Here is a 25,386-nt window from a genome sequence, read left to right as displayed (position 1 = left end):
CCGGAGGGGGTGTGGCGGGGTGCGCCCATGGGGGTCCCCCCGGCCGAAGGCTGGGGGAGACGAGCGGCGGACCCGGTGCCGAATGATGTGGGGGTAAACCGCGAGCGTTGAGGACGTGCGCCGGCGCGGCACCGACCCCAGGCACACGGTGCGCGGCCCGCACCGACCGCGCCGGATGGGGGCACCCCCGGCCGAAGGCTGGGGGAGGGCGGGAGGGTGGGGGAAAAACCCCAACAGCAACCACAACGGACCCGCGCGCAACGACAACCGCCGGCCCGGCGCAGCCGAACGTGTGACCCCGCCCACCCGCACTGTGCACATCGGTTACCCGCGAGTAGCATGGTCCGCGGAGCCGCCGTCTTCTGCCCGCGGCAAGCGAACCCGCACCTTGAGGAGAGCCAACGTGCCTCGTACCGCTAGGGACGTCGTCTTCGTCGACGGCGTCCGCACCCCGTTCGGCAAGGCGGGCCCGAAGGGCATCTACCACGAGACCCGTGCCGACGACCTGGTCATCAAGTCCATCCGGGAGCTGCTGCGGCGCAACCCCGCGCTCTCCCCGGAGCGCATCGACGAGGTCGCCATCGCCGCGACGACCCAGATCGGCGACCAGGGCCTGACCCTGGGCCGTACGGCCGCGATCCTGGCGGGGCTACCCAAGTCGGTGCCCGGTTTCTCCATCGACCGCATGTGCGCGGGCGCGATGACCGCGGTCACCAGCGTCGCCGGCGGCGTCGCCTTCGGGGCGTACGACGTGGCGGTCGCGGGCGGCGTGGAGCACATGGGCCGGCACCCGATGGGCGAGGGCGTGGACCCCAACCCGCGCTTCGTGTCGGAGAAGCTGGTCGACGAGTCCGCGCTGTTCATGGGCATGACGGCGGAGAACCTGCACGACCGCTTCCCGCACCTGACCAGGCAGCGCGCCGACGAGTACGCGGTGCGCAGCCAGGAGAAGGCCGCGAAGGCGTACGCGAACGGCAGGATCCAGCCGGACCTGGTGCCGATCTCGGTGCGCCGCACCTCCCCCGAGGGCGGCGAGACCGGCTGGGGCCTGGCCACGGCCGACGAGCCGATGCGCCCGGGCACCACGCTGGAGAACCTGGCGGGCCTCAAGACCCCGTTCCGCGCCCACGGCAACGTGACCGCGGGCAACTCGGCGGGGCTCAACGACGGCGCCACGGCCTCCCTGATCGCCGCCGAGGACGTCGCCCGGGAGCTGGAGCTCCCGGTGAAGATGCGCCTGGTCTCCTACGCCTTCGTGGGCGTCGAGCCCGAGGTGATGGGCGTAGGCCCCATCCCGGCGACGGAGAAGGCGCTCGCCAAGGCGGGCCTGTCCATCTCCGACATCGGCCTGTTCGAGGTCAACGAGGCATTCGCCGTCCAGGTGCTGTCGTTCCTCGACCACTACGGCATCGCCGACGACGACGCGCGCGTCAACCAGTACGGCGGCGCCATCGCGTTCGGCCACCCCCTCGCCTCCTCCGGCGTCCGTCTGATGACGCAGCTGGCCCGCCAGTTCGAGGAGCAGCCGCACGTCCGCTACGGCCTGACCACCATGTGCGTCGGCTTCGGCATGGGCGGCACCGTGATCTGGGAGAACCCGCACTTCGACGGAGGCAGCAAGTGACCACCACCGCCGAGCTCCTCAAGGGAGCGGCCGAGCTGTTCCCGGACGAGGTCGTGACGCAGGCGCACGTGCGCCACCTCGACCTCCCCCTGGGTGCCGGGCGCTTCGCGCTCGTCACCCTGGACAACGGCCTGGACCACACCAAGCCGACCACCTTCGGCCCGCAGTCGCTGGCGAACCTGAGCGCGGCGCTGGACCAGGTCGAGAAGGAGGCCGCGGACGGCGAGATCGTCGGTGTCGGCCTCACCGGCAAGCCGTTCATCTTCGCGGTCGGCGCCGACCTCAAGGGCGTCGAGCTGCTGAAGCGCCGTGAGGACGCGCTGGCCATCGGCAAGGGCGGCCACGACGTCTTCCGCCGTCTGCAGGGTCTCGCGGTGCCGACGTTCGCGTACTACAACGGCGCGGCCATGGGCGGCGGCGTCGAGGTCGGCCTGCACTGCTCCTACCGCACCGTGTCCTCGGCCATCCCGGCGTTCTCCCTCCCCGAGGTCTTCCTGGGCCTGGTCCCGGGCTGGGGCGGCTGCGCGCTGCTGCCGAACCTCATCGGCGCCGAGCGCGCGGTGAGCGTCATCATCGAGAACTCGCTCAACCAGAACAAGCAGCTCAAGGGCGGTCAGGTCTACGACCTGGGCATCGCCGACGCGCTGTTCGACGGCGCGGACTTCCTGGAGCAGTCGCTCTCCTGGACCGCCGCCGTGCTCAAGGGCGAGATCCAGATCGTCCGCCCCGAGGTGGACCGCGGCGCGGCGTGGGACGAGGCCGTCGCCAAGGGCCGTGCCTTCGCCGACTCCAAGGTGCACGGCGCAGCCCCGGCCGCGTACCGCGCCCTGGACATCATCGCCGCCGCCAAGGACGGTGACCTGTCCGCCGGTTTCGACGCCGAGGACGAGGCCCTGGCGGACCTCATCATGGGCGGCGAGCTGCGTTCCGGCATCTACGCCTTCAACCTGGTGCAGAAGCGCGGCAAGCGCCCGGCCGGTGCCCCGGACAAGAACCTGGCCCGCCCGGTCACCAAGGTCGGCGTCGTCGGCGCCGGTCTGATGGCCTCGCAGCTGGCGCTGCTCTTCGCGCGCCGCCTGGAGGTGCCGGTGGTCCTCACCGACATCGACCAGGAGCGCGTGGACAAGGGCGTCGGCTACGTCCACGGCGAGATCGACAAGCTGCTGCTCAAGGGCCGCGTCAACCAGGACAAGGCGAACCGCCTCAAGGCCCTGGTCTCCGGCTCCCTCGACAAGGCCGCCGCCTTCGGCGACGCGGACTTCGTCATCGAGGCGGTCTTCGAGGAGATCGGCGTCAAGCAGCAGGTCTTCGCCGAGGTCGAGGCGGTGGTGAAGCCGGAGACGATCCTGGCCACCAACACCTCCTCGCTGTCGGTGAGCGAGATGGCCTCCAAGCTGGAGCACCCTGAGCGGGTCGTCGGCTTCCACTTCTTCAACCCGGTCGCGGTGCTGCCGCTGCTGGAGATCGTGCGCGGCGAGCAGACCGACGACGCGTCGCTGGCCACCGCGTTCGGCGTGGCGAAGAAGCTGAAGAAGACCGCGGTGCTGACCAAGGACGCCCCGGCGTTCGTGGTGAACCGCATCCTGACCCGCTTCATGGGCGAGATCCAGAACGTCATCGACGAGGGCACCCCGGTCGCGACGGCGGAGAAGGCCATCGAGCCGCTCGGCCTGCCGATGTCCCCGCTGGTGCTGCTGGAGCTGGTCGGCCCGGCGATCGGTCTGCACGTCTCCGAGACGCTCAACCGCGCCTTCCCGGACCGCTTCACGGTCTCCCCCAACCTCGCGGCCGTCGTCAAGGCGGGCAAGCGCGGCTTCTACGTCTACTCCGCCGAGAACGGCTTCAAGCCGGAGCTGGACCCCGAGGTCGCCGCGCTCCTGGTGCAGGGCGACAGCGTCCTGACGGAGGAGCGGGTGCGCGACCGCGTCCTGGACGCGGTCGCGCAGGAGATCGGCATCATGCTGGACGAGGGTGTCGTCGCCGAGGCGCAGGACATCGACCTGTGCCTGATCACCGGTGCCGGCTGGCCCTTCCACCTGGGCGGCATCACGCCGTACCTGGACCGTGAGGGCGTCTCGGTGCGGGTGAACGGCAAGCCGTTCCTGGCCCCGGGTGTGGCCTCCGTCCCGGCGTAACGCGTATCGCGACGCGAAGGGGCCCCCGCCGTTCGGCGGGGGCCCCTTCGCCTTCTGCGCCTCAGGCGGTCTGTGCCCCGGCCTCGGGGACGTGGGCCGTGCAGTAGGCGACCGTCAGATCCCTTACGAGGGCCTTGCGTTCGTAGTCGTCGAGGTCGACCAGGCCGCGTTCGGTCAGGCCCCGCACGGTCTCCCCGACGGCCGTGAGCGCGGCGTCGAGGGCGGCGCGGCGGTGCCGGTCGTCCAGGGCGGCCAGTTGGGCGCGGCGCAGCGTGGAGGCCACGGCGGGTGCGTAGTCGATGCGGACGGGCTGAACGGAGAACACCTCGATGCCGGCGGGCTTCAGGTCCTGGACGAGCATCCGGGTGAGGTCGTCCGTGAGGCGGTCGGTGTCGCGGAGCGTGGGGCCGGGGCCCCGGAAGTCGTCGGCGGGCAGCCGGGACACGCAGCGGGCGACCGCGGCCTCCACCAGTGCGCGCAGGTAGCGGACGTGGTCGTGGACGGCGAAGGCGGCCCGCGCGGTGTCGCGGACCCGCCACACCATCAGGACCGTGACCTGCAGCGGAGTGCCGTCGGCATCGGTGGCCTCGATGGGGCTGCTGCGCCAGTGGCGGAGGCTGGTGTCGACGCGGCGGCGGACGAGCAGCGGGCTGATCCACAGCAGCCCGGTGCGGCGGACGGTGCCGCGGTAGGCGCCGTGCCGGGTGAGCAGCCAGACGGAGCCGGGGCGGCCCCGGGCGAGGCCGAGCGCGGTCAGGGCGGTCACCGCGGCGAGGACGGCCGCGGCGCCGCCGAGGACGGCGGGGGACGTCCCGGCGGGGCCCAGCAGGAGCGCGGCCGTGCCGCAGGCCGCCGCCAGGGCCGTGAGCACGGCGACGCCGCCGGGCAGGCAACGCCCCGGACGTTCGGTGATGTCCGACAGTGGTGACACGACGGGCGGGCCGGGGACCGTGTCCTTCGCGGGGGCCTGAGCGGGCACGGGGAACCCGGCAGGGCTCCCCTGGGGGGTGATCGTCATGAGAAGAGCCGCCTCCATGTCTCGGGGCCGGGATAGCCGTCTGCCTGGTTTCCGGACCAGCCCTGGGCCCGCTGGAAGGCCTCCACCGCGCGCCGGTCGGCCTCGCCCCAGCGGGGGCCGGGGCCCTGCGCGTAGAACCGGCCGAAGCCCTTGGCGGCCAGCCGCCGTCCCAGCGCGAACACGTGCGGGCCCGACTGGCCGGGCCTGAAGCCCCCGATGCCCGGGTAGGCCGGCGGGGCCAGGCGGGACGGGCGGACCGGGGGCGCCGCTGCCGGGCGGCCGCCGTCGATGTTCGATCCGGCCCCCCGGGTGAGGTAACGCCACGTCAGGGGGCCGGGGAAGCCGTCGGCCTGATCGCCCTTCCAGCCCTGGGCGCGCTGGAAGGCACGGGTGGCCTCGCGGTCGGCGTCGCTCCAGCGGGGCCCCGGGCCGTCGTGGTAGTACGCGCCCCCGCCGCGCTGCCGCAGCATCCGCCCGAGCTTCGTCACATAGCCGTTGGAGGCTCCGGGGCCGAAGGACCAGCTGCCCGGGTAGCCCAGGTCGCCGAGGTCGATGTCCCCGTACAGGTCGTCGTAGAAGTCGTCGTAGCCCTCGCCGCTGAGGTACTTGTACCGGTAGGGCACGTAGCGCTTGGAGTGGTCCCAGTAGGCGTACGGCGTGGAGCGCACCCGGGGGCGCGGCCGGGTCTGCTCGTAGGCCACGTAGCGGCTGTGCGCGGCGTTCGCCCAGCCCCCGAAGATCGTGACGTGGGAGCCCTCGACGGGGTCGCGGGGGTTGTGGAAGAGCAGGATGTCGCCGGGTTCGAGCTCGTCGCGGCTGATCCGTTCCGCGAAGCGGGGCAGGGTGCCGGTCCACTGGCTGCTGCCCAGGCCCCAGGCCATGGAGACGAATCCGGAGCAGTCCTGCCGGTAGCCGTCCCGCCAGCGGCGGCGCATGTCGTACGGGACCTTGGCGTCGATCCAGCGCCTGGCCCGCTCCAGGATCTGATCGCGGGTCAGCCGGAGCGGGGCCACGGCGCCGATCCGGTCGGGTTGCGCCTGCTCGGTGCGGGCGGCGGCCGCGGCCTGCCCGGCGTCCTCCGCGGGGGCCGCCACGGCGGCAGGCGCCATGGCGGTCGCGCCGGCCGCGACCAGGACGACCAGCGCGGCGGGGGCGGTGACCGGTGGGGCGCACCGGGGCGTCGCACGGGTCGCCGCCAGGATCAGCCGCCGCCGTGCGCAGTCCTCACAGACGCAGCCCGGCTGCGGCCCGACCTCGTCGAACAACGGTGTGGACATGTGCACCACCACTCCTCGCGATCGAGTGCCACATGCCCTTATTACCCGATTTCCATATAAATCTGATGGAATGACAGCGGGTGGTGTGGTCAGCCTGTCGCGGTGGTGCTGTCCACGACCTCGGCAACGGCCTTGTCGACCAGCTGCGTCAATCGGGCGGGGGTGAGCTCCGAGGCGCCGCCCGTGGGATCGGTGACGGTCTCGCCGTTCACCTGCACGACCGGCGCGGAGGTGAACCCGGCCGCGGCGAACTCCTCCTGGGAGCGCCGCACCCACCCGTCGTGGTCCCCGCCCTGGACGCACGGGACGAAGTGCGTCTCGTCCACGCCGCCGGCCTTCTTCGCCAGGTCCTTCAGGAACGTGTCGCCGGTGAACGGGTCGTCCTGGACGTCGGCGGGCTGGGCGTCCCACACCTGCGCGACGTACTCCTGGAAGCGGCCCACGTCCTGGGCGCACGCGGCCGCGTTGGCCGCCGCCAGGGAGCCGCTGCCGCCGTCCGCGGTGTCGGTCGGCGTCACCAGGCGGTAGTCGATCTCCACCTGGCCGGTGGCGACCAGCTTCGCCAGGGTGTCCGCGTACTCGGCGGCGAAGGCCTTCGACTCCGGGCTGCGCAGGTCCTCGTACACGGTCAGCGTCACCGGCAGCTTCGTCGGCCTGACCGGCACCGCCAGCTGCTCCTCGCCCGAGGCGCCGACCGGAGCCTTGACCTCGTGCTGCTTCTCACTGCGCACATGCGCCCCGAGGACGGCGGAGCCCCCGAACACCACGCCCAGGACGATCACCGTCCCGGCGTAGGACCGCCAGCGCTTGGACTTCGTCTGCTTCACCGGGACTTTCTACCACCGCCTACGAACGCGGCCCCGGGGAGGGTCCGGGCTCGCGCGACGGGGAGCGGGCCCGAAGGGCTTCCCGGGCCGGGCCTTCTGGGCATACCCGTCCTCGGGCCCCTCTCATGCCCGAGACGCCTCCCGCGAACCGCGGGCCGGGAGCAACGGGCAGGGCTCCGCAAGGGCGTCCCGCTCCGGGCCCGTTGTGACAGAGTGGGCCGGTGAACGCCGAGACAGCACCCCTGGTGGTCGTCGACGCCGCCAACACCGTGGGATCCGTCCCGGACGGCTGGTGGCGGGACCGGCACGGGGCGACGGAACGTCTGCGGGACGGCCTCGCCGCGCTGGCGGGCACCGGGCTCCCGGAACGGGCGGACGTGCCGGAGTGGGCCCGGCTGCCGCCGCTGGACATCGTGCTCGTCGTGGAGGGCGCGGCCCGGAAGGTGGCGGCCGTACCGGGAGTACGGGTCGAGGCGGCGCCCGGCAGCGGTGACGACCTGATCGCCGCACTCGCCGCGGACCGCCCGCCGGAGCGGCACTGCCTCGTCGTCACGGCCGACCGCGAGCTGCGCCGCCGGGTGACCGCCCACGGCGCGGTCGTCGCGGGGCCGCGGTCGGTCCGTGCGTGACTACCGGTCCGGCGGCCGCGCGTAGAACACCGCGCCGTCGACGGCGGCGACGCGCTCGTACCCGCCCTCGGCGAGCAGGCGGCGCAGTCCGGGGATGTGCGCCGGACCGTAGGGGGCGCCTCGGGAGTCGTCGACCACCACGGCCGGGGGCGCCGCGGAGAACTCGCGACGGAAGGCGGCCCAGGCGCCCGGTACGGCGTACGTCTCGCCGACCCGGGCGCCGCCGCGGCCGCCGCTGAAGTTGGTGAGGAAGCCCGCGGTGAGGAAGCGGCCGGCCGGCGCGCGTCCGGCGAGCCAGTACTGCTCGGGGTGCATGCCCCACACGAGGACGGTCTCGTCCTCGCCGGTGTGCGCGCGGATCGCCGCGGCGACGGCGTGGGCGTGATCGAGTTCGGTACGCGGGGCCGCCAGGCCCCAGCCGGTGAAGACAGACGCCGCCAGTACCGTCCAGACGGCCGCGGCCCTCCTGGCCGGCCCCCGCCCGGGCAGCCGGCGCAGCGCGGCCACCCCGACGAGGGTGAGCGGGGGCAGCAGCTGCAGGTAGTAGTGGCCGTAGAACTGGTAGCCCGCCACGACGGCGACGGCGGCCGCGCCGAGCCAGATCCACAGCTCGGTCCCGGCGAAGGGCCTGCGCCGCGCCGCGAGCCGGACGGCCGGCAGCACCAGGCCCGCGCCCGCCGCCGTGAGGATCGCGGCGTTGCCGAGCCCCCGCCCGGCGCCGAGCAGCCACGCGCCCTCCGGGGACATGTAGGCGCCGGATCCGGTGACCGTCCAGAAGACGAAGCGTTCCACGCCCGTCGCCAGGGCCACGGCCGTGACGGGCAGCGCGCACCCCGCCGACAGCCGCGCCCACGCGCCCGCCGTCGGCGCCCGGCTCCCGCGCCGGGCCTGCCACAGCATCCAGACCACCGGGACCAGCGCCATCGCGCCGGTCTGCTTGGTCAGCGCCGCCCCGGCCACGGCCACCCCGGCCGCCCCCCAGCGCCCGCGGTCGGCGCAGAGCACGGCGGCGGCGGTCCACGGCAGGGTGAACACCTCGAAGCTGGCCGCCTGGGTGTCCTCGGGCGCCAGCCCCACGGACAGCAGCAGATAGCCGAATCCGGCGGCGGCCCCCCACCGGTCGCCCCAGCGCCGCCGGCCCAGGGCGACGAGCAGCGCCGCGGTCACCACGTGCGCGGCGACGGCCGCGGCACGCAGCGGCCACAGCGAGTCGTCCCCGAAGAGCGCGAACGCGCCCTCGTAGAGCCAGGGCAGGAGCGGGGGCTTGCGGTCGACGACGGTGTCGTAGAGGACTCCGCCGGAGGCGAGCATCCGGGCCTGCGTCGCGAGGTAGCCCTCGTCCGGGTTCCACACCGGGCGCAGGAAGGACGGCAGATGGACCAGGGCCGCCACGAGCGTCAGCAGCGGGACGAGCACCGGCCAGGAGAGACGGGTGAACCGGGAAGGCTCCCGGGCCCGGGTGGCTCCGGCCCGCGGCTCCGGAAGCGCGGGCGCGGCGACGCGGGCGCTCTCGGGGCGGGTCGGCACGCGCCCAACGTACCGGGCGCCCTCCCGCTCCGTCAGCTCAACCCTGCCGGACCGGCTTGCGCATCCGGCTGTGCCGGTAGCCGTAGAAGAAGTAGACGAGGAAGCCGAGGGCCATCCAGACGGCGAACCGCAGCCAGGTCTCGGCGGGCAGGTTGAGCATCAGCCACAGCGTGGCGAGCACCGACAGCGCGGGCAGCCACGGCACGAACGGGGTGCGGAAGGCGCGTGGCAGGTCCGGGCGGGTGCGGCGGAGCACCACGACGCCGATGGCGACGACGACGAACGCGAAGAGCGTTCCGATGTTCACGAGCTCGGCCAGTTCCTCGATGGTCGTGAAGCCCGCGACGATCGCGACGATGCCCCCGAGCAGGATCGTGGAACGGTAGGGGGTGCCCCGCGTGGGGTGCACCCGGGAGAAGAAGCGCGGCAGCAGGCCGTCGCGGCTCATCGCGAAGAAGACCCGGCTCTGCCCGAGCAGCAGGATCATGCAGACCGTCGTGAGGCCCACCACGGCGCCGAAGGCGATCAGTCCGGCCCAGAACGGGTGCCCGACCGACTTGAAGGCGTCGGCCAGCGGCGCGTCCACCGACAGGGCGGTGTACTTCTGCATGCCGGTGACGACGATGGAGACGGCGACGTACAGCACGGTGCAGATGAGCAGCGAGCCGAGGATGCCGCGCGGCACGTCCCGCTGGGGGTTCTTGGTCTCCTCGGCGGCGGTGGCGACGATGTCGAAGCCGATGTAGGCGAAGAAGACCACGGCCGCCGCGGTGAAGATGCCCATGACGCCGAACTGGGACGGTGTGAAACCCGAGATCAGCTGGATGAGCGGGGCCTTGAGCCCGGCCTCGGCCCCCTCGGACGTCACGGCGGGCGGGACGAACGGGGTGTAGTTGTGGCCCTTGACGAAGAACGAGCCCACGATGATCACGATCAGGACCACGACGACCTTGATCGCGACCACCACGGAGGTGACCCGGGCGGAGAGCTTCATCCCGGCGACCAGGATGCCGGTGAGCACCACGACCAGCAGGAAGGCCAGCAGGTCGAACTGGAACCCGGGCTGCTCCCCGCCGGACAGGACCTGCGGCATGTGCCAGCCCCAGTTGTCCATGATCGAGCGCAGATAGCCGGACCAGCCGACGGCGACCACGGCGCAGCCCAGCGCCAGCTCCAGCACGAGGTCCCAGCCGATGATCCAGGCGGGCAGTTCACCGAGGGTGGCGAAGGAGAAGGTGTACGCAGACCCGGCCACCGGCACGGTGGAGGCGAACTCCGCGTAACACAGGGCGGCGAGCGCGCAGACGACCCCCGCGGTGATGAAGGACAGCGCGACGGCGGGGCCCGCGTTCTCCTTCGCGACCTTGCCCGTGAGAACGAAGATTCCGGTGCCGATGATCACACCGACGCCGAATACCGTGAGGTCGAGGGCCGACAGGGACTTCTTGAGCGCGTGCTCGGGTTCCTGTGTGTCCCTCAGGGAGTCCTCGACCGATTTGGTCCGGAAGAACCCGCTCCGACTCTTCGCAGCGTTGCCGCCCACGTCCACCGGCGCACCTCCACAGTTGTTCCTGCATCACAGCACCCGCGGATGCGTGTGACCGGATCAGGCGCGCCTACACATCGACAGAAGGGCCGGGCGATCACCCATAAGGGTGTCGCCCGGCCCGGTGCCGTCGCGCGAGGTGGCGGAAGGGACGTCAGTCGCCCGCGACCTGGGGGGCCGGCTCGTCGGCGTAGCGGCCTTCGAGGCGGGAGACCAGGCCGGTGACCTGGCGCGCGATGTCCGGGGCGGTCAGGCCGATCTCGGACATGACCTCCTTGCGGCTCGCGTGGTCCAGGAACTGCGGCGGAATGCCGAAGTCGCGCAGCGGCACGTCGACGTTCGCGTCGCGGAGCGCCTGGGCGATGGACGAGCCGACACCGCCGGCGCGGCCGTTGTCCTCGACGGTGACGACGACCCGGTGGCGGGACGCGAGGCCGGGCAGGGCCTCGTCGACGGGCTTGACCCAGCGCGGGTCGACCACGGTGGTGGTGATGCCCTGCGCGTCGAGCAGGTCGGCGATCTCCAGGCACATCGGGGCGAGCGCGCCGACGGACACCAGCAGGACGTCGGGCCGGTCGCCCTCGGCCTGCGGCTTGGCCTCGCGCAGCACGTCCATGCCGCCGACCTTGCCGACGGCCTTGACCGCCGGGCCGACCGCGCCCTTGGAGTAGCGGACGACGGTCGGGACGTTCTTGACCTCGACGGCCTCCCGCAGCTGGGCGCGCACCTGGTCGGCGTCGCGGGGGGCGGCGATCCTCAGGTCCGGCACGACCTGGAGGATCGACATGTCCCACATGCCGTTGTGGGAGGCGCCGTCGGTGCCCGTGATGCCGGCCCGGTCCAGGACGAAGGTGACCCCGCACTTGTGCAGCGCGACGTCCATCAGGACCTGGTCGAAGGCGCGGTTGAGGAAGGTCGCGTAGACGGCGACGACGGGGTGCAGGCCGCCGGTGGCCAGGCCGGCCGCGGACACCACCGCGTGCTGCTCGGCGATCCCGACGTCGTACACGCGGTCGGGGAAAGCCTTGGCGAACTTGTCCAGGCCCACGGGCTGGAGCATCGCGGCGGTGATGGCCACGATGTCCTTGCGCTCCCTGCCGAGCTTGACCATCTCCTCGCCGAAGACCGAGGTCCAGTCGGCGCCGGAGGCGGCGATCGGCAGTCCGGTGTCGGGGTGGATCTTGCCGACGGCGTGGAAGCGGTCGGCCTCGTCCTCCAGGGCGGGGGTGTAGCCGCGGCCCTTCTCCGTGAGGCAGTGGACGATGACCGGGCCGCCGAAGCGCTTGGCGCGCTGCAGGGCGGACTCCAGGGCCTCCATGTCGTGGCCGTCGATCGGGCCGACGTACTTCAGGCCGAGGTCCTCGAACATGCCCTGCGGGGCGATGAAGTCCTTGAAGCCCTTCTTCGCGCCGTGCAGGGTCTCGTACAGGGGCTGGCCGATGAGCGGGGTGCGCTCCAGCAGTTCCTTCGTGCGGGTCAGGAAGCGCTCGTAGCCGTCGGTGGTGCGCAGCGTGGCGAGGTGGTTGGCGAGGCCGCCGATGGTCGGCGCGTAGGAGCGCTCGTTGTCGTTGACGACGATGACCAGCGGGCGGTCCTTGGCGGCGGCGATGTTGTTGAGCGCCTCCCAGGCCATGCCGCCCGTGAGGGCGCCGTCACCGATGACGGCCACGGTGTGGTGCCGCTTGCCGAGCAGCTCGTTGGCCTTGGCGAGGCCGTCGGCCCAGCCGAGCACCGTGGAGGCGTGGCTGTTCTCGATGACGTCGTGGTCGGACTCGGCGCGCGAGGGGTAGCCGGACAGGCCGCCCTTGCTCTTGAGCTTGGAGAAGTCCTGACGGCCGGTGAGCAGCTTGTGGACGTAGCTCTGGTGGCCGGTGTCCCAGAGCACCTTGTCCTTCGGCGAGTCGAAGACGCGGTGCAGCGCGAGGGTCAGCTCGACGACGCCGAGGTTCGGCCCCAGGTGCCCGCCGGTCTTGGACACCTCGTCGACCAGGAAGGTACGGATCTCTCCTGCCAGCTCGACCAGCTGCTCCGGGCTGAGCCGGTCGAGATCGCGCGGTCCCTTGATGCGGGTCAGCAGCGCCACCCGTGCCTCCTTGCTGTCGCTTGCCGGTTTCCCGAGTCTATGTGTTCGCGTTTCGAGCTCCGCACACACCTGTGCCCGGCGCTGGGATGATCTTCCCTGCGCCGGGCACGTCACGCCACTGGTGCGCGGTGTGAGCCGTCAGCCGCGGCCGGCGGCCTTCTGGCTCTTGCGGGACACCGAGTCGATGACCACGGCGGCGAGCAGCACCGCGGCGGTGATCATGTACTGGAGCGCGGTGTTCATGTTGAGCAGGTCCAGGCCGGTCTGGATGGACTGGATGACCAGCATGCCGAGCAGCGCCGACCAGACCGTGCCCCGGCCGCCGAAGAGGCTGGTGCCGCCGATGACCGCGGCCGCGATGGCCAGCATCAGGTAGTTGCCGCCGCCCGCGCCGAGCGAGGCGGTGTAGGTCTGGGCGGCGAAGAACAGACCGCCGATCGCCGCGAACGCACCGGAGATGGCGAACACGGAGATACGGATCATGGCGACGTTGATGCCGGCCCGGCGGGCCGCCTCGATGCCGCCGCCGACCGCGAAGATCTTGCGTCCGTAGGAGGTGCGGCGGAGCACGAAGTCGGTGATGACCAGGGCCGCCAGGAAGATGACCAGCGCGTTGGGGACACCGCTCGCCTGGTTCAGCACGTAGGCGACGACGAAGGAGACCACTGCGAGGGCACCGACACGGAGCGCGATCTCGCTGGTGGGCCGGAAGGGGACGCCGGCGGCACGACGGCGGCGCTGCTCGATGAGCGAACCGGCGAGCATGGCCACCGTGCCCAGGCCCGCCAGCAGGTAGGCGCCGAGGATGTCCTGGTCGAGGAAGAAGGACTGCTGGCCCAGGATGTGCAGCGGGCCCGTGTCCTGGATGGAGAGGCTTCCGCTGTCGCCGAGCAGCTGCAGCATCAGGCCGTTCCAGCCGAGGAAGCCGGCGAGGGTGACGACGAACGCGGGGACGCCGATCTTGGCGAAGAACCAGCCGTGCAGGGCACCGATGACGATGCCGGTCAGGATCGTCAGGATCAGGGCGAGCCACGGGTTCATCCCGTGGGTGGTCGCCAGGATCGCGAAGAGCGAGGACGCCAGACCGCTGACCGAACCCACCGACAGGTCGATCTCGCCGAGCAGCAGCACGAAGACCAGGCCGATGGCGAGCATGCCGGTGGCCGCCAGGAAGAAGCCGATGTTGGCCAGGTTGCCGGCGGTCAGGAAGTTGCTGGACTGGGTCTGGAAGACGGTCCAGATGATGATCAGGCCGATGATGACCGGCAGCGAGCCGAGCTCACCGCCGCGGACCTTGCGCTTGAACTCCGTGATGTAGCCCTTGAAGCCCTCTTCACGGACGAGCAGGCGAGGGTCGACCACGGGCACCGCAGCCGAGGACGCGTCCTCGACCGCTGCCACCGCGTCCTGCTTTACGGTCTTCGACGTGTCGCTCACTTTGCATCCTCCGTGCGCCGCGCCTGACGACGGGTCACGGCGTTGTCCGTGGCGCCCGTGATCGCGGAGATGATTTCTTCCTGGGACGTGCTCTTGACGTCGAACACGCCGTTGTTGCGTCCGAGCCGCAGTACCGCCACCTTGTCCGCGACGGCCTTGACGTCCACCATGTTGTGGCTGATGAGGATGACGGCGAGGCCGCGCTGGCGCAGCCGCTCCACCAGGTCGAGCACCTGGGCCGTCTGCTCCACGCCGAGGGCGGCGGTGGGCTCGTCGAGGATGACCAGCTTGGGGTCGCCGATCAGGGCGCGCGCGATCGCGACGACCTGCCGCTGACCACCCGACAGGCTGGCGATCGGGATGCGGACGCTGGGGATGCGGATCGACAGGGTGCTCAGCAGCTCCCTGGATCGCGCCTCCATGGTGACCTCGTCGATCACGCTGGCGCGCTTGATCTCGCGGCCGAGGTAGAGGTTGGCGACGACGTCGAGGTTGTCGCAGAGCGCGAGGTCCTGGTAGACCGTCGCGATTCCGAAGCCCTGGGCGTCGTGCGGCCTGTTGATGCTGACCGGCTTGCCCTCCCACTCGATGACGCCTTCATCGATGGGGTGGACACCCGCGATCGTCTTGACCAGGGTCGACTTACCTGCGCCGTTGTCGCCGACGAGCGCGACGACCTCACCGGCGTGGACCTCCAGGTCGACATCGGTGAGTGCCTGGACCGCACCGAATCGCTTGGAGACTCCGCGCAACGCCAGCACGGGCGTAGCGGACACGTGAACCATCTCCTTCGCCGCCTGACCGGCGGGGATGCCGCGCTTGGAGGGGCGCGGAGTGTTGTGCAAAGTGCACAGCTTTACATGATGAACGGAATGTCTGTCCGATGCCCGCCCCGTCAGCGGGGTCTGTGGACGGGGCGGGCACCGGACAGGTTCGCGTGGCGGCCTCCGGTGGGAGGCCTGCCGTGTTACTGGATGCCGGCGGCCTTGCAGGCCTTGGCGAACTCGGCGGTGCAGATCTCGTCGACCGAGTACAGCTTGTCGGCGATGACCGTGTCCTTGACGTTCGCCTTGGTGACCGAGACCGGGGTCAGCAGCTGGGACGGGACCTTGTCACCGGAACCGCTGGTCAGCGAGGTGGTGGCGAGCGAGTCGATGCTCTTGCCCTCGATCAGGTTCACCGCGAGGACGGCGGCGGCGTCGGCCTCGGGCTTGAACGCCTTGTAGACCGTGCTCGACTGCGTGCCCGCGATGATGCGCTGGATGCCCGCGAGTTCGGCGTCCTGACCGGTCAGCGGGATGCCGCTGATGCCGGCGCCCTTGAGGGCGGTCGCGATGCCGCCGGCCATGCCGTCGTTGGCGGCGTAGACGCCCGCGATGTTCTTGGCCTTGAGCTGCGTGATGGCCGCCGTCATCTTCTGGTTGGCGACGGTGTCCTTCCACAGACCGCTCTGCTCGTAGGCGATCTTCACCTTGCCGTCGAGGACCTTGTGGGCACCCGCCTTGAACAGCGCGGCGTTCGGGTCGGCGTCGTCACCGTTGATCATGACGACGTTCGCCGACGGCTTGGCCTTGGCGCCCAGCGCGTCGAGCAGCGCCTGGCCCTGCAGCTCGCCGACCTTCTCGTTGTCGAAGGAGACGTACGCGGAGACCGGACCCTGGGCGAGGCGGTCGTACGCGATGACCTTGATGCCCTTGTCGACGGCCGCCTGGACCGAGGACTTGATGGCCGCGGCGTCCTGCGCGCTGATCACGATCACCTTGACACCCTTGGTGATCATGGTGCTGACCTGCTGGGCCTGCTTGCCGGAGTCGCCCGCGGCGTTCGCGTACTGGACGTCGCAGTCCGCGCACAGCTCCTTGACCTTGGCCTCGAACAGGGGCTTGTCGAACTTGTCGTAGCGCGCGGTGACGCTGTCGGGAAGCAGCAGACCGATGGTCTTGCTCTTGCTGCCGGCGCTGCTGCTGCCGCCGTCCGCCTTGTCGTCGCCGGCCTTGCCGCACGCAGCAACGGAAAGGGCCATGGAGACGGCCGCGGTGCCGATCACGACGCGACGCATCATTGCGTTCATGTGGGGTTGCCTCCCTGACAGGGCCGCAAGAGACTGCGGCCGAGGTGAGCGTGAGTCAACTCGGCCACAGGCTTGACGTCAAGAAGTAAATACTTAACGAGATGGCAACGGTGCGTTTCGTTATCTAGATGAACGCAGAGTGATCTCTACGACACAGCCACCGCTGCGGGAACATTAGCATCCAAAAGGGTCGAATCCCCCACCTCGCTGAGGGCCAGCGCGAGAGCGCCCAGCACCTCCGCGCGGGCCCCCAGACCCCCTGAGACGACCGAGAGGCGGCGGGCGGCACTGGGGATCGCGTAGCGCGCCACGGACTCCCTTATCGGGGCCAGGACCAGCTCCCCGGCCTCCGCCAGGTCACCACCGAGCACGACCCGGCTCGGGTTCAGAAGATTGGCGAGGCTCGCGACGCCCATGCCGATGTGCCGGCCGACGTCCGCGATGACCCGGCGGCAGCCGGGGTCGCCCTCCCTGGCCAGCTGCACCATGCGCGCCAGGGTCAGGTCGGGGCCGTGGCTGCCGCGCAGCAGGTCCAGCACGTAGCGGGCGGCGGTGAAGGTCTCCAGGCAACCGCGGTTGCCGCAGCGGCAGACCGGGCCGGACTCGTCCAGCGTGATGTGGCCGATCTCGCCGGCGGTGCCGCCGGGCCCGCGGTAGATCCGGCCGTCGATCACCAGCCCCGCGCCGACACCGCTGGCCACCTTGATGTACGCCAGGTCCTTCACCCCGCGGCCGCCGCCCCAGACCAGCTCGCCCAGCGCCCCGAGGTTCGCGTCGTTGTCCACCTGCACCGGCATGCGCAGCCGCTCGGCCAGCTCGTGGCGCGGGTTGATGCCGCCCCACCCCGGCAGGATGGCGGTGGACCCCAGCGCGCCGGTCTCGACGTCGATCGGGCCCGGGACGCCGAGACCCACGCCGATCACCTTGTCGGCGCCGATCCCGCTCGACTCGATGAGGCGCGCGACCAGTTGCTCGGCCCGGTCGAAGCCCTCGGACGCCGAGGCGTCCACGTCGATCGGCTCGGACTGCTCGGCCAGCACCTGGTGGGCCAGGTTGCCGACCGCGACCCGCAGGTGCGAATGCCCGAAGTCGACGCCCACGACGACGCCGGCGTCCCCGGACAGGGTGACCGCGCGGGCCCGGCGGCCGCCCGAGGACGTGGGGGTGACCTGCACGGTGCCGTTGTCGCGCAACTCGCGGACGATGTTGGAGACCGTCGCCGCGGACAGCCCCGTCGTACGGGCGATCTCCGCCTGCGTCAGCGAACCCGCCAGCCGTACGGCCCGGACCACCCGTTCCAGGTTGGCCCGGTGCAGCGACGACTGGGATCCCGGAGTCTCCACGACCATTCCACTCCTGCCGAACCGGACGGGAGCCACGCCGATGAGACCCCGTCGTCTACAACATGTGAACTCTAAGCAAGCCTTTTGGCTCGCGTCCCGTCAAGGGGGAGAACCAGACCGCTCACGGAATGCCCAAAAAATCCGGAAGCGGCCCCGCATGTGGCGGGACCGCTTCCGCTCCGCGCCCGGACGACCCGGACGGCGGCGACGTGGAGTGACCGAACGACTACTTCAGGGTGCCGGCCGTCAGACCGGCCTGCACCTGCCGCTGGAAGGAGAGGTACACGACGAGCACCGGCAGCATCGCGATCGTCATGCCGGCGAAGAGCGCCGGGTAGTCGCCCGAGTACCCCTGCTGCTGCGCCAGGTTCACCAGCCCCTGGGCCAGCATCGAACGGTCCGGGTCGCTGCTGGACTGCTGCTGCTGCAGGGTCATCGGCAGGATGTACTGGTTCCACTGGCCCAGCACGTTGAAGATGCCCACGCTGATCAGGCCCGGCTTCGCCATCGGCAGCATCACCTGGAAGAAGGCCCGGGTGTGCGAGCAGCCGTCGATCATCGCCGCCTCGTGCACCGCGGTGGGCAGCGTTCTGAAGAACGAGTGCATGAAGAAGACGGTGAAGGGCAGCGAATAGGCGATGTAGACCAGGATCAGGCCCTGGTAGGTGTTGAGCATGCCCAGGTTGCTGACCATGAAAAACAACGGCACGAGGGCGAGGTACACCGGGAACATCGCGCCGCCGACGAACAGGTAGAAGATGATCCGGTTGCCGGGGAACTCGTAGCGCGCCAGCACATACGCGGTCATCGAGCCGAGGAGCATCGTCAGCGGCACGGAGAACACCAGAACGATCACGGTGTTCACGAAGAAGTCGCCGATGCCCTTCTCCCAGGCCCGGGAGAAGGCGTCGAAGGACCAGTGCGAGGGCCAGGACCAGGCGCTCGCGCCGATCTCCGAATTGTTCTTGAAGGAACCGAGGACGATCCATCCCAGGGGCAGGAGGATCATCACGCCCCACAGGACCAGGAAGCCGTGCGAGAAGACGTTGAGCGTCGCGCCGCCGTCGGCGAAGCGTTCCCGTTCCGTCTTCCTGCTGCTGATGACGGGGGGCCGCTCGAGGACGGGCACCGGGGTGGGCTGCTTGATGGGAGTGGCCATGGGATGCGCTCCCGCTCAGTACTCGATGCGATCGCGGCGGCTGAGCCGCAGCGCGATGGCGGAAAGGATCAGGGTGAGGAAGAGGATGACGACGCCCATGGCACAGGCGTAGCCGCTCTTTCCGAAGGTGAGGAAGTTGCGCATCAGGTAGGTCGCCATGACCTCACCGTGGTAGTCCGGGCCGCCGCCGAAGCTCGACCCCGGGGTGAGGACCGAGGCCAGTACGAAGAAGTCCATCGCGGCGATGGCCAGGTACACCCAGGCGGTCTGCACGCTGTCCCACAGCAGTGGGAGCGTCACCTTGTAGAAGGTCTGCAGACGGCCGGCGCCGTCCAGCAGGGCGGCCTCGTAGATGTCCTTGGGAACGGACTGCATGGCCGCCGAGAACAGCACCAGATAGAAGCCGACACCGGCCCAGATCTGTACGCCCAGCAGGCACCACATCACCAGGTTGGGACTGTTCAGCCATTCGATCGGGGCGTTCGGATCCTCGAGGTGCAATTTGATGAGGATGCCGTTCAGCAGGCCGCTTCCGTCACTGCGGTAGACCGCCTGGAACAGCACGACGAGAATCGCGACGGAGAGCACCTGGGGGAAGAAGAAGACCACCTTGTAGAAGGCGGATCCGTGCACGCCCCGGACACCCGTGGTGCCACCGCGGCCGCCCACGTTGAGCATGAAGGCGAAGAAGAGCGCCAGCAGGATCGTCACCAGCGGCAGGAACACCAGCAGCAGCACATTGTGCTGCAGCGCCTGCAGGAATACGTGGTCCCGGAAGAGCGTCGTGTAATTCTCCAGACCGACGAAATGCATCGTCTGGGACTGACCGGACCAGTCGGTGAGGGAGTACCCGAACGTCTGGAGGTAGGGCCAGATGACGAAGACGACGTAGAGCACGACCGGAATGAAGAGGAATCCCGCGATGAACGGGTACTTGCGATAGCGCATGGCGCTGCTCCTGCCATCGGGTGGATCGTCGCACCGGGGTCCCGAACGCCCCCTGGTCCATCAGGGGGCACCGGGACCCCGGTGCGCAAGGGCCGGTGGGAACGATTAGCCCTTCTTGGCCTTCTCGGCCGCGGCCTTGACCCGCTTGAGCCACTCGGCGGGCTTGATGCGCTTGGCCATCAGCTCGGCGCTGGCGTTCTGCACGTCCGTGTCGAAGGCGCTCTGCGTGTTGGGGTAGTTGTAGTTGAAGACGTTGCTCCCGGCCGCGCCGAGCGCCGTGACGGTGGACTTGGTGCCCGGGCGCAGCTGGACGTCGGAGCCGACGCCGTCCTTGAGCACGGTCAGCGAGTTGGCCGTCTGGGCGAACTTGCTCGACGCTTCCTTGGTGAGCATGATCCGCAGGAACTCCAGGCCGCCGGCCTGGTTCTTGGCCTTCTTCGGGACGATGAAGGGCTCACCGGCGCCGGCGCGCATCGCCTCGAAGGGCAGCTTGTCGCCGTCGAGCGAGGGGATCGGCAGGAAGGTCATCTCGAAGTCCGACGGGGTGGCCTTCAGCTGCTCGTTCTCCAGCCACGAACCGCAGGGGATGAAGGCGGCCTTGCCCTCGTTCCAGGCGGTCTGGGACTCGATGTGCGTCATGCCGTTGGTGCCGGGGAGCAGGTAGCCCTTGTCGGCGATCTGGTAGACGGCCTCGACGGCCGCCTTGGCGGCGGGCTCGTCCCAGACGGTCGGGTCCATGTCGTCGATGCGCTTCACCAGGTCCGGACCGCCGTGCTTGGCGATGAGGTCCATGACGACGATGTTGATGTAGTACGGGTACTTGCCCTGGTGGCAGAAGGGCGCGATGCCGGACTTCTTGATCTCCTCACAGAGCGACATGAAGTCGGCCCAGGTCTTGGGCGCGGTCCAGCCCTTCTCCTTGAAGAGCTTGCCCGAGTACCACAGGCCCCAGACGGTGTAGATGTAGGACAGCTGGTACATCTTGCCGTCGTCGAAGCTGCCCGTCTCGATGGTGCCGGGCTGCAGGACGTCCCGGACCTTCTTGCTCGGGTCGTCGAGGTAGGGCGCGTCGAGAAGCGGGGTGAGGTCGGTGAGCTGGCCGCTCTTGTAGAGCACGTCCAGCTTGATCTGCTGGGCACCGGAGTCGTCGATGACGTCCGGCGGGTTGCCGGCGTTGAAGCGGGGCTGGAGCTTGCCAGTGATCTCCTGGGTGCCCAGGTGGCTGATCTTCGCTCCGGAGAACTTCTTCTTGTAGATCTTCTCGAACTCGATGGCGTACGCGTCTCCGTAGCCGCCCTTGAAGATCACGACGTCCAGAGGGGCGTCGTTGGCCACGCCGAACGGGTTCTCCTTGGACTTCTCGCCCTTCTCGGTGCCCTTGTCGTTGCCGCTGCCGCTGGACGCGCAGGCACTCAGCAGACCCGCGGCGGGAGCGGCCAACAGGCCCACCGCTGCGGCCCGCTTGATCAGATCGCGCCGGTTGACGTCGGATCTCATGCTCAAGTCCTCACCTTCCCCAGGACCCATGCGGTGCGGAGTTGAATCTGTGCACGGGCCACGCACCCGTTGTTCCCCCCGCGCAAGCCCGCGTTCAGCGGGCCTCCTGGACGCCGACAGGTATAGTCCACTTCCCGCGAGGTGGGCAAGGTCATACGCGCTTTTGACGGACAGCTTTCCCTAGTTGAGACCTGCCGGTAACGCGAACGGGCCCGCACCCCGGGCGGGGGTGCGGACCCGTTCGTCGTGCCCGGCGGCCGTGATCCTTACTTGCGGATCAGGGAGCGCAGGACGTACTGCATGATGCCGCCGTTGCGGTAGTAGTCCGCCTCACCGGGGGTGTCGATGCGGACCACGGCGTCGAACTCGACGCCGGTGTCGGTCGTCACCTTGACGGTGCGCGGGGTGGTGCCGTCGTTGAGCTCGGTGATGCCGGTGAACGAGAAGGTCTCCTCACCGGTCAGGCCCAGCGAGTCCGCCGAGGCGCCCTCGGGGAACTGCAGCGGCAGAACACCCATGCCGATCAGGTTCGAGCGGTGGATGCGCTCGTAGGACTCGGCGATGACGGCCTTGACGCCCAGCAGCGCGGTGCCCTTCGCGGCCCAGTCGCGGGAGGAGCCGGAGCCGTACTCCTTGCCCGCCAGGACGACCAGCGGGGTGCCGGCGGCCTGGTAGTTCTGCGACGCGTCGTAGATGAAGGAGACCGGGCCGCCCTCCTGCGTGAAGTCGCGGGTGAAGCCGCCCTCGGTGCCCGGCGCGATCTGGTTGCGCAGGCGGATGTTGGCGAAGGTGCCGCGGATCATGACCTCGTGGTTGCCACGGCGGGAGCCGTAGGAGTTGAAGTCGCGGCGCTCCACACCGTGCTCGGTGAGGTACTGGCCGGCCGGGGTGTCGGCCTTGATGGCGCCGGCCGGGGAGATGTGGTCGGTGGTGACCGAGTCGCCCAGCTTCGCCAGCACACGGGCACCGGCGATGTCGGTGACCGCGTCCGGCTCCATGGTCATGCCCTCGAAGTACGGGGGCTTGCGGACGTAGGTCGACTGCGGGTCCCACTCGAAGGTGTTGCCGGTCGGGATCGGCAGCGACTGCCACTGGGCGTCGCCGGCGAAGACGTCCTGGTAGGAGGTGCTGAACATGTCCTGGCCGATCGCGGAGGCGACGACCTCGTTGACCTCCTGCTCGGAGGGCCAGATGTCCTGCAGGAAGACCGGCTTGCCGTCGGTGTCGGTGCCGATGGCGTCCTTGGTGACGTCCACCTTCATCGAGCCGGCGATGGCGTACGCGACGACCAGCGGCGGGGACGCCAGGTAGTTCATCTTGACGTCCGGGTTGATCCGGCCCTCGAAGTTGCGGTTGCCCGACAGGACCGAGGTGACGGCCAGGTCGTGCTCGTTGACGGCCTTGGAGACCTCGTCCGGCAGCGGGCCGGAGTTGCCGATGCAGGTGGTGCAGCCGTAGCCGACGAGGTTGAAGCCCATCTTGTCCAGGTACGGGGTGAGGCCGGCCCGGTCGTAGTAGTCCATGACGACCTTGGAGCCCGGGGCCAGGGTGGTCTTCACCCACGGCTTGCGGGTCAGGCCCTTCTCGACCGCCTTCTTCGCCACCAGGGCGGCGGCGACCATGACGTACGGGTTCGAGGTGTTGGTGCACGAGGTGATCGCGGCGACGGTGACGGCGCCGTGGTCGATCTCGTAGGTCGACCCGTCGGGGGCGGTGACCACGGTCGGGCGGGTCGGCACGCCGTTGCTGGCGGCCGGGGCGTCGGAGGCCGGGAAGGACTCCTTGCCCGCCTCGTCGGCGTCGTCCACGTAGTTGCGCACGTCGCTCGCGAACTGCTCGGCGGCGTTGGCGAGGATGATGCGGTCCTGCGGACGCTTGGGACCGGCGATGGAGGGTACGACCGTGGAGAGGTCGAGCTCCAGCTTCTCGGAGAAGTCCGGCTCGGCGGCCGGGTCCAGCCACAGGCCCTGCTCCTTGGCGTACGCCTCGACGAGCGCGAGCTGCTGCTCCGAACGGCCGGTCAGCTTCAGGTAGTTAATGGTCTCCGCATCGATCGGGAAGATGGCCGCGGTGGAGCCGAACTCCGGCGACATGTTGCCGATGGTGGCGCGGTTGGCGAGCGAGGTGGCGGAGACGCCCTCGCCGTAGAACTCGACGAACTTGCCGACGACACCGTGCTTGCGCAGCATCTCGGTGATGGTCAGCACGAGGTCGGTGGCGGTGGTGCCGGTGGGCAGCTCGCCGGTCAGCTTGAAGCCGACGACGCGCGGGATCAGCATGGAGACCGGCTGGCCGAGCATGGCGGCCTCGGCCTCGATGCCGCCGACGCCCCAGCCGAGCACGCCGAGGCCGTTGACCATGGTGGTGTGCGAGTCGGTGCCGACGAGGGTGTCGGGGTACGCCTGACCGTTCCGGACCATCACCGTGCGGGCCAGGTGCTCGATGTTGACCTGGTGGACGATGCCGGTGCCCGGCGGGACGACCTTGAACTCGTCGAACGCGGTCTGGCCCCAGCGCAGGAACTGGTAGCGCTCCTTGTTCCGGCCGTACTCCAGCTCCACGTTCTGCGCGAACGAGTCCGGGGTGCCGAACTTGTCGGCGATCACGGAGTGGTCGATGACCAGCTCGGCCGGGGCCAGCGGGTTGATGCGGGACGGGTCGCCGCCCAGCTCCTTGACCGCCTCGCGCATGGTGGCGAGGTCGACCACGCACGGCACGCCGGTGAAGTCCTGCATGATCACGCGGGCCGGCGTGAACTGGATCTCCTGGCTCGGCTGCGCCTGGGAGTCCCAGCCGCCGAGCGCGCGGATGTGGTCGGCCGTGATGTTGGCGCCGTCCTCGGTGCGGAGCAGGTTCTCCAGCAGCACCTTCAGGCTGTAAGGGAGGCGCGCGGAGCCCTCGACCTTGTCCAGCCGGAAGATCTCGTACGACTCGTCGCCCACCTGCAGGGTGCTGCGGGCGTCGAAGCTGTTCGCCGACACGACAGTCTCCTTCGTAACTTTGCGCGTACCACCGCAATGCTGCCGCTACGGCCCCCCGGGCCGATCCGCTAAGGTAAGGCTAACTAAGGTGAGCCTTACCTCTGGCGGCAGCGGTGCGCCTCGGCAGATATCTCGATGTCGAGATAACTCTAATACATCACCGCTGCGGGGTCATGCGCCGGGCCGCCTGTGTGCGGTGTCACCCTGCCCCGTGCGCCCGGACCACGGTCGGCCAGGGCTGCCCGCGGCGGCACCCCGCACCCGTCCCCCCACGCCTTCCCGGACGGCCCCCGGGCATTCGGGGACCGGACGGCCCGCGGCTTCGTCCGGGCACCGCGCGTCGGCGTGACGTCCGGCCCGGCCGCCGGACGTCACGCCGGCACCGCCCTCACGCCTCCGGGCGCAGCAGCGCGTTGAGGTCGCCCCAGGGGATGCCGCCCTCGACGGCGGTGTAGGTGCCGGCGGCCGACAGCTCACGGGCGGCGCGGTCGACGAGGGCGTACGCGGCTTCGGCGACGGCGCTGCCGAGGCTGACGCGGGCGGCGCCGGCGGAGGCGAGTACGGACACCGGCGGCGCTCCCGGCCCGGCGAGGATGCCGACGGGCGCGTCGATGCCCTCGGCCAGGGCGCCGACGACGGCGGGGTCGGTCACGCCGGGCACGAAGACGCCGTCCGCGCCCGCCGCGATGTACTGGGCGGCGCGCTCCAAGGTCTCCGCGAGATCCCCGGGGCCGCGCAGGAAGGTGTCGGTGCGGGCGTGCACGAACAGCGGCACCCCCGCCTCGTCGGCGGCGCGCCGGGCGGCGGCGATGCGGGCCGCCTGGTCGGCGGCCGCGCGCAGCGGCCCGGGGCCGCCCTCGTACGAGTCCTCGATGTTGACGCCGACGGCGCCCGCGGCCAGGACGGCCCGCACGGTGGCCGCGACGCCCTCCGGGTCGGCCGCGTAGCCGCCCTCGATGTCGGCGCTGACGGGGACCGCGACGGCCGCGGCGACCCGCGCGGTCAGTTCCAGCGCGAGTCCCGGGTCGACGTGGCCGCCGTCCGCGGTGCCCAGGGTCCAGGAGACCCCGGAACTGGTCGTGGCGACGGCGGCGGCCCCGGCGCGCTCGGCGACGCGGGCACTGGCGGCGTCCCAGGCGTTGGCCAGCAGCAGCGGGCGGCCCGGGACGTGGAGGGAGCGGAAGAGTTCGGCCTTGGCCTTGAGTTCGCTGATCACGGACCGCAGTCCATCACCGCTCCGCGGGGGCGTCCGGCGGATTTCCGACACCTGCGTCCCGGGGCGCC

At 70.5% G+C, this 25,386-nt stretch carries 18 protein-coding genes; 3 read left to right on the top strand and 15 right to left on the bottom strand.

All coding sequences use genetic code 11. The features are described from left to right. Window positions 1-403: 403 nt before the first annotated feature. The gene (locus AB0F62_RS27125; RefSeq protein ID WP_361804418.1) at window positions 404-1,624 is read left to right on the top strand and encodes an acetyl-CoA C-acyltransferase; all 1,221 of its coding nucleotides are present in this window, start codon (window positions 404-406) and stop codon (window positions 1,622-1,624) included. Then, entirely contained in the window at window positions 1,621-3,759 is a 2,139-nt protein-coding gene (locus AB0F62_RS27120) for a 3-hydroxyacyl-CoA dehydrogenase NAD-binding domain-containing protein (protein ID WP_361804415.1), read from the top strand. The genes AB0F62_RS27125 and AB0F62_RS27120 overlap by 4 nt, the downstream gene beginning before the upstream one ends. A gap of 61 nt (window positions 3,760-3,820) precedes the next feature. On the opposite strand, the gene AB0F62_RS27115 is transcribed toward AB0F62_RS27120, so the two are convergent. The 3 genes from AB0F62_RS27115 to AB0F62_RS27105 form a co-directional block, all read right to left on the bottom strand. Next, window positions 3,821-4,777, bottom strand: coding sequence for an SPFH domain-containing protein (locus AB0F62_RS27115; protein ID WP_361804412.1), 957 nt, complete (start codon window positions 4,775-4,777; stop codon window positions 3,821-3,823). Beyond that, complete coding sequence (locus AB0F62_RS27110; protein WP_361804409.1) at window positions 4,774-6,054, bottom strand: peptidoglycan-binding protein; 1,281 nt, start codon at window positions 6,052-6,054, stop codon at window positions 4,774-4,776. Before AB0F62_RS27110 ends, AB0F62_RS27115 begins: the two co-directional genes overlap by 4 nt. Before the next feature lie 89 nt (window positions 6,055-6,143). After that, a complete protein-coding gene (locus tag AB0F62_RS27105) occupies window positions 6,144-6,881 on the bottom strand; it encodes a thioredoxin domain-containing protein (protein ID WP_361804406.1) in 738 nt (245 codons plus the stop codon). Window positions 6,882-7,102: 221 nt separating this feature from the next. Here AB0F62_RS27105 and AB0F62_RS27100 point away from each other — a divergent pair, with 221 nt between their 5' ends. Next, window positions 7,103-7,510, top strand: a complete 408-nt coding sequence (locus tag AB0F62_RS27100) for an NTP pyrophosphohydrolase (protein ID WP_361804403.1) — start codon at window positions 7,103-7,105, stop codon at window positions 7,508-7,510. Here AB0F62_RS27100 and AB0F62_RS27095 read toward each other — a convergent pair whose 3' ends face one another. The 12 genes from AB0F62_RS27095 to AB0F62_RS27040 form a co-directional block, all read right to left on the bottom strand. Next, window positions 7,511-9,037, bottom strand: coding sequence for a glycosyltransferase family 39 protein (locus AB0F62_RS27095; protein ID WP_361804400.1), 1,527 nt, complete (start codon window positions 9,035-9,037; stop codon window positions 7,511-7,513). 37 nt (window positions 9,038-9,074) lie between these two features. Next, entirely contained in the window at window positions 9,075-10,586 is a 1,512-nt protein-coding gene (locus tag AB0F62_RS27090) for an amino acid permease (RefSeq protein ID WP_361804397.1), read from the bottom strand. Between the two features lie 151 nt (window positions 10,587-10,737). After that, window positions 10,738-12,666 carry a 1-deoxy-D-xylulose-5-phosphate synthase gene (gene dxs, locus AB0F62_RS27085; RefSeq protein WP_361804394.1) on the bottom strand — a complete coding sequence of 643 codons (1,929 nt, stop codon included), beginning with the start codon at window positions 12,664-12,666 and terminating at the stop codon, window positions 10,738-10,740. 138 nt (window positions 12,667-12,804) lie between these two features. Continuing rightward, window positions 12,805-14,103: a sugar ABC transporter permease gene (locus AB0F62_RS27080; RefSeq protein ID WP_361804391.1), complete on the bottom strand. Its 1,299-nt coding sequence runs from the start codon at window positions 14,101-14,103 to the stop codon at window positions 12,805-12,807. Further along, window positions 14,100-14,888, bottom strand: a complete 789-nt coding sequence (locus tag AB0F62_RS27075; RefSeq protein WP_361804424.1) for an ATP-binding cassette domain-containing protein — start codon at window positions 14,886-14,888, stop codon at window positions 14,100-14,102. Before AB0F62_RS27075 ends, AB0F62_RS27080 begins: the two co-directional genes overlap by 4 nt. Window positions 14,889-15,070: 182 nt before the next feature. Further along, entirely contained in the window at window positions 15,071-16,174 is a 1,104-nt protein-coding gene (locus AB0F62_RS27070; RefSeq protein ID WP_361804388.1) for a substrate-binding domain-containing protein, read from the bottom strand. Window positions 16,175-16,320: 146 nt separating this feature from the next. Further along, window positions 16,321-17,517, bottom strand: a complete 1,197-nt coding sequence (locus AB0F62_RS27065) for an ROK family transcriptional regulator (RefSeq protein WP_361804385.1) — start codon at window positions 17,515-17,517, stop codon at window positions 16,321-16,323. Window positions 17,518-17,743: 226 nt separating this feature from the next. Further along, window positions 17,744-18,676 (bottom strand): carbohydrate ABC transporter permease, encoded by a 933-nt coding sequence (locus AB0F62_RS27060; RefSeq protein WP_361804382.1) that lies wholly within the window; start codon window positions 18,674-18,676, stop codon window positions 17,744-17,746. A 15-nt stretch (window positions 18,677-18,691) separates the two neighbouring features. Beyond that, window positions 18,692-19,624 carry a sugar ABC transporter permease gene (locus AB0F62_RS27055; RefSeq protein ID WP_361804379.1) on the bottom strand — a complete coding sequence of 311 codons (933 nt, stop codon included), beginning with the start codon at window positions 19,622-19,624 and terminating at the stop codon, window positions 18,692-18,694. Between the two features lie 105 nt (window positions 19,625-19,729). Further along, window positions 19,730-21,121, bottom strand: a complete 1,392-nt coding sequence (gene ngcE / locus AB0F62_RS27050) for an N-acetylglucosamine/diacetylchitobiose ABC transporter substrate-binding protein (RefSeq protein WP_361804421.1) — start codon at window positions 21,119-21,121, stop codon at window positions 19,730-19,732. Window positions 21,122-21,387: 266 nt separating this feature from the next. Then, on the bottom strand, window positions 21,388-24,102 hold the full coding sequence (gene acnA, locus AB0F62_RS27045; RefSeq protein ID WP_361804376.1) for an aconitate hydratase AcnA: 2,715 nt from the start codon (window positions 24,100-24,102) through the stop codon (window positions 21,388-21,390). A 388-nt stretch (window positions 24,103-24,490) separates the two neighbouring features. Continuing rightward, window positions 24,491-25,318, bottom strand: a complete 828-nt coding sequence (locus AB0F62_RS27040; protein WP_361804373.1) for an isocitrate lyase/phosphoenolpyruvate mutase family protein — start codon at window positions 25,316-25,318, stop codon at window positions 24,491-24,493. Between the last annotated feature and the right edge of the window lie 68 nt (window positions 25,319-25,386).

Origin of the sequence: Streptomyces sp. NPDC026673 (assembly GCF_040638135.1) — a bacterium.
GTDB lineage: Bacteria > Actinomycetota > Actinomycetes > Streptomycetales > Streptomycetaceae > Actinacidiphila.
This window is presented reverse-complemented; position numbering and strand designations above follow the sequence as displayed.

Coding starts and splice junctions, on each gene's coding strand:
- AB0F62_RS27115 (WP_361804412.1), bottom strand. CDS start 4,777: ATGACGATCACCCCCCAGGGGAGCCCTGCCGGGTTCCCCGTGCCCGCT.
- ngcE (WP_361804421.1), bottom strand. CDS start 21,121: ATGAGATCCGACGTCAACCGGCGCGATCTGATCAAGCGGGCCGCAGCG.
- AB0F62_RS27055 (WP_361804379.1), bottom strand. CDS start 19,624: ATGCGCTATCGCAAGTACCCGTTCATCGCGGGATTCCTCTTCATTCCG.
- AB0F62_RS27070 (WP_361804388.1), bottom strand. CDS start 16,174: ATGAACGCAATGATGCGTCGCGTCGTGATCGGCACCGCGGCCGTCTCC.
- AB0F62_RS27075 (WP_361804424.1), bottom strand. CDS start 14,888: ATGGTTCACGTGTCCGCTACGCCCGTGCTGGCGTTGCGCGGAGTCTCC.
- AB0F62_RS27110 (WP_361804409.1), bottom strand. CDS start 6,054: ATGTCCACACCGTTGTTCGACGAGGTCGGGCCGCAGCCGGGCTGCGTC.
- AB0F62_RS27060 (WP_361804382.1), bottom strand. CDS start 18,676: ATGGCCACTCCCATCAAGCAGCCCACCCCGGTGCCCGTCCTCGAGCGG.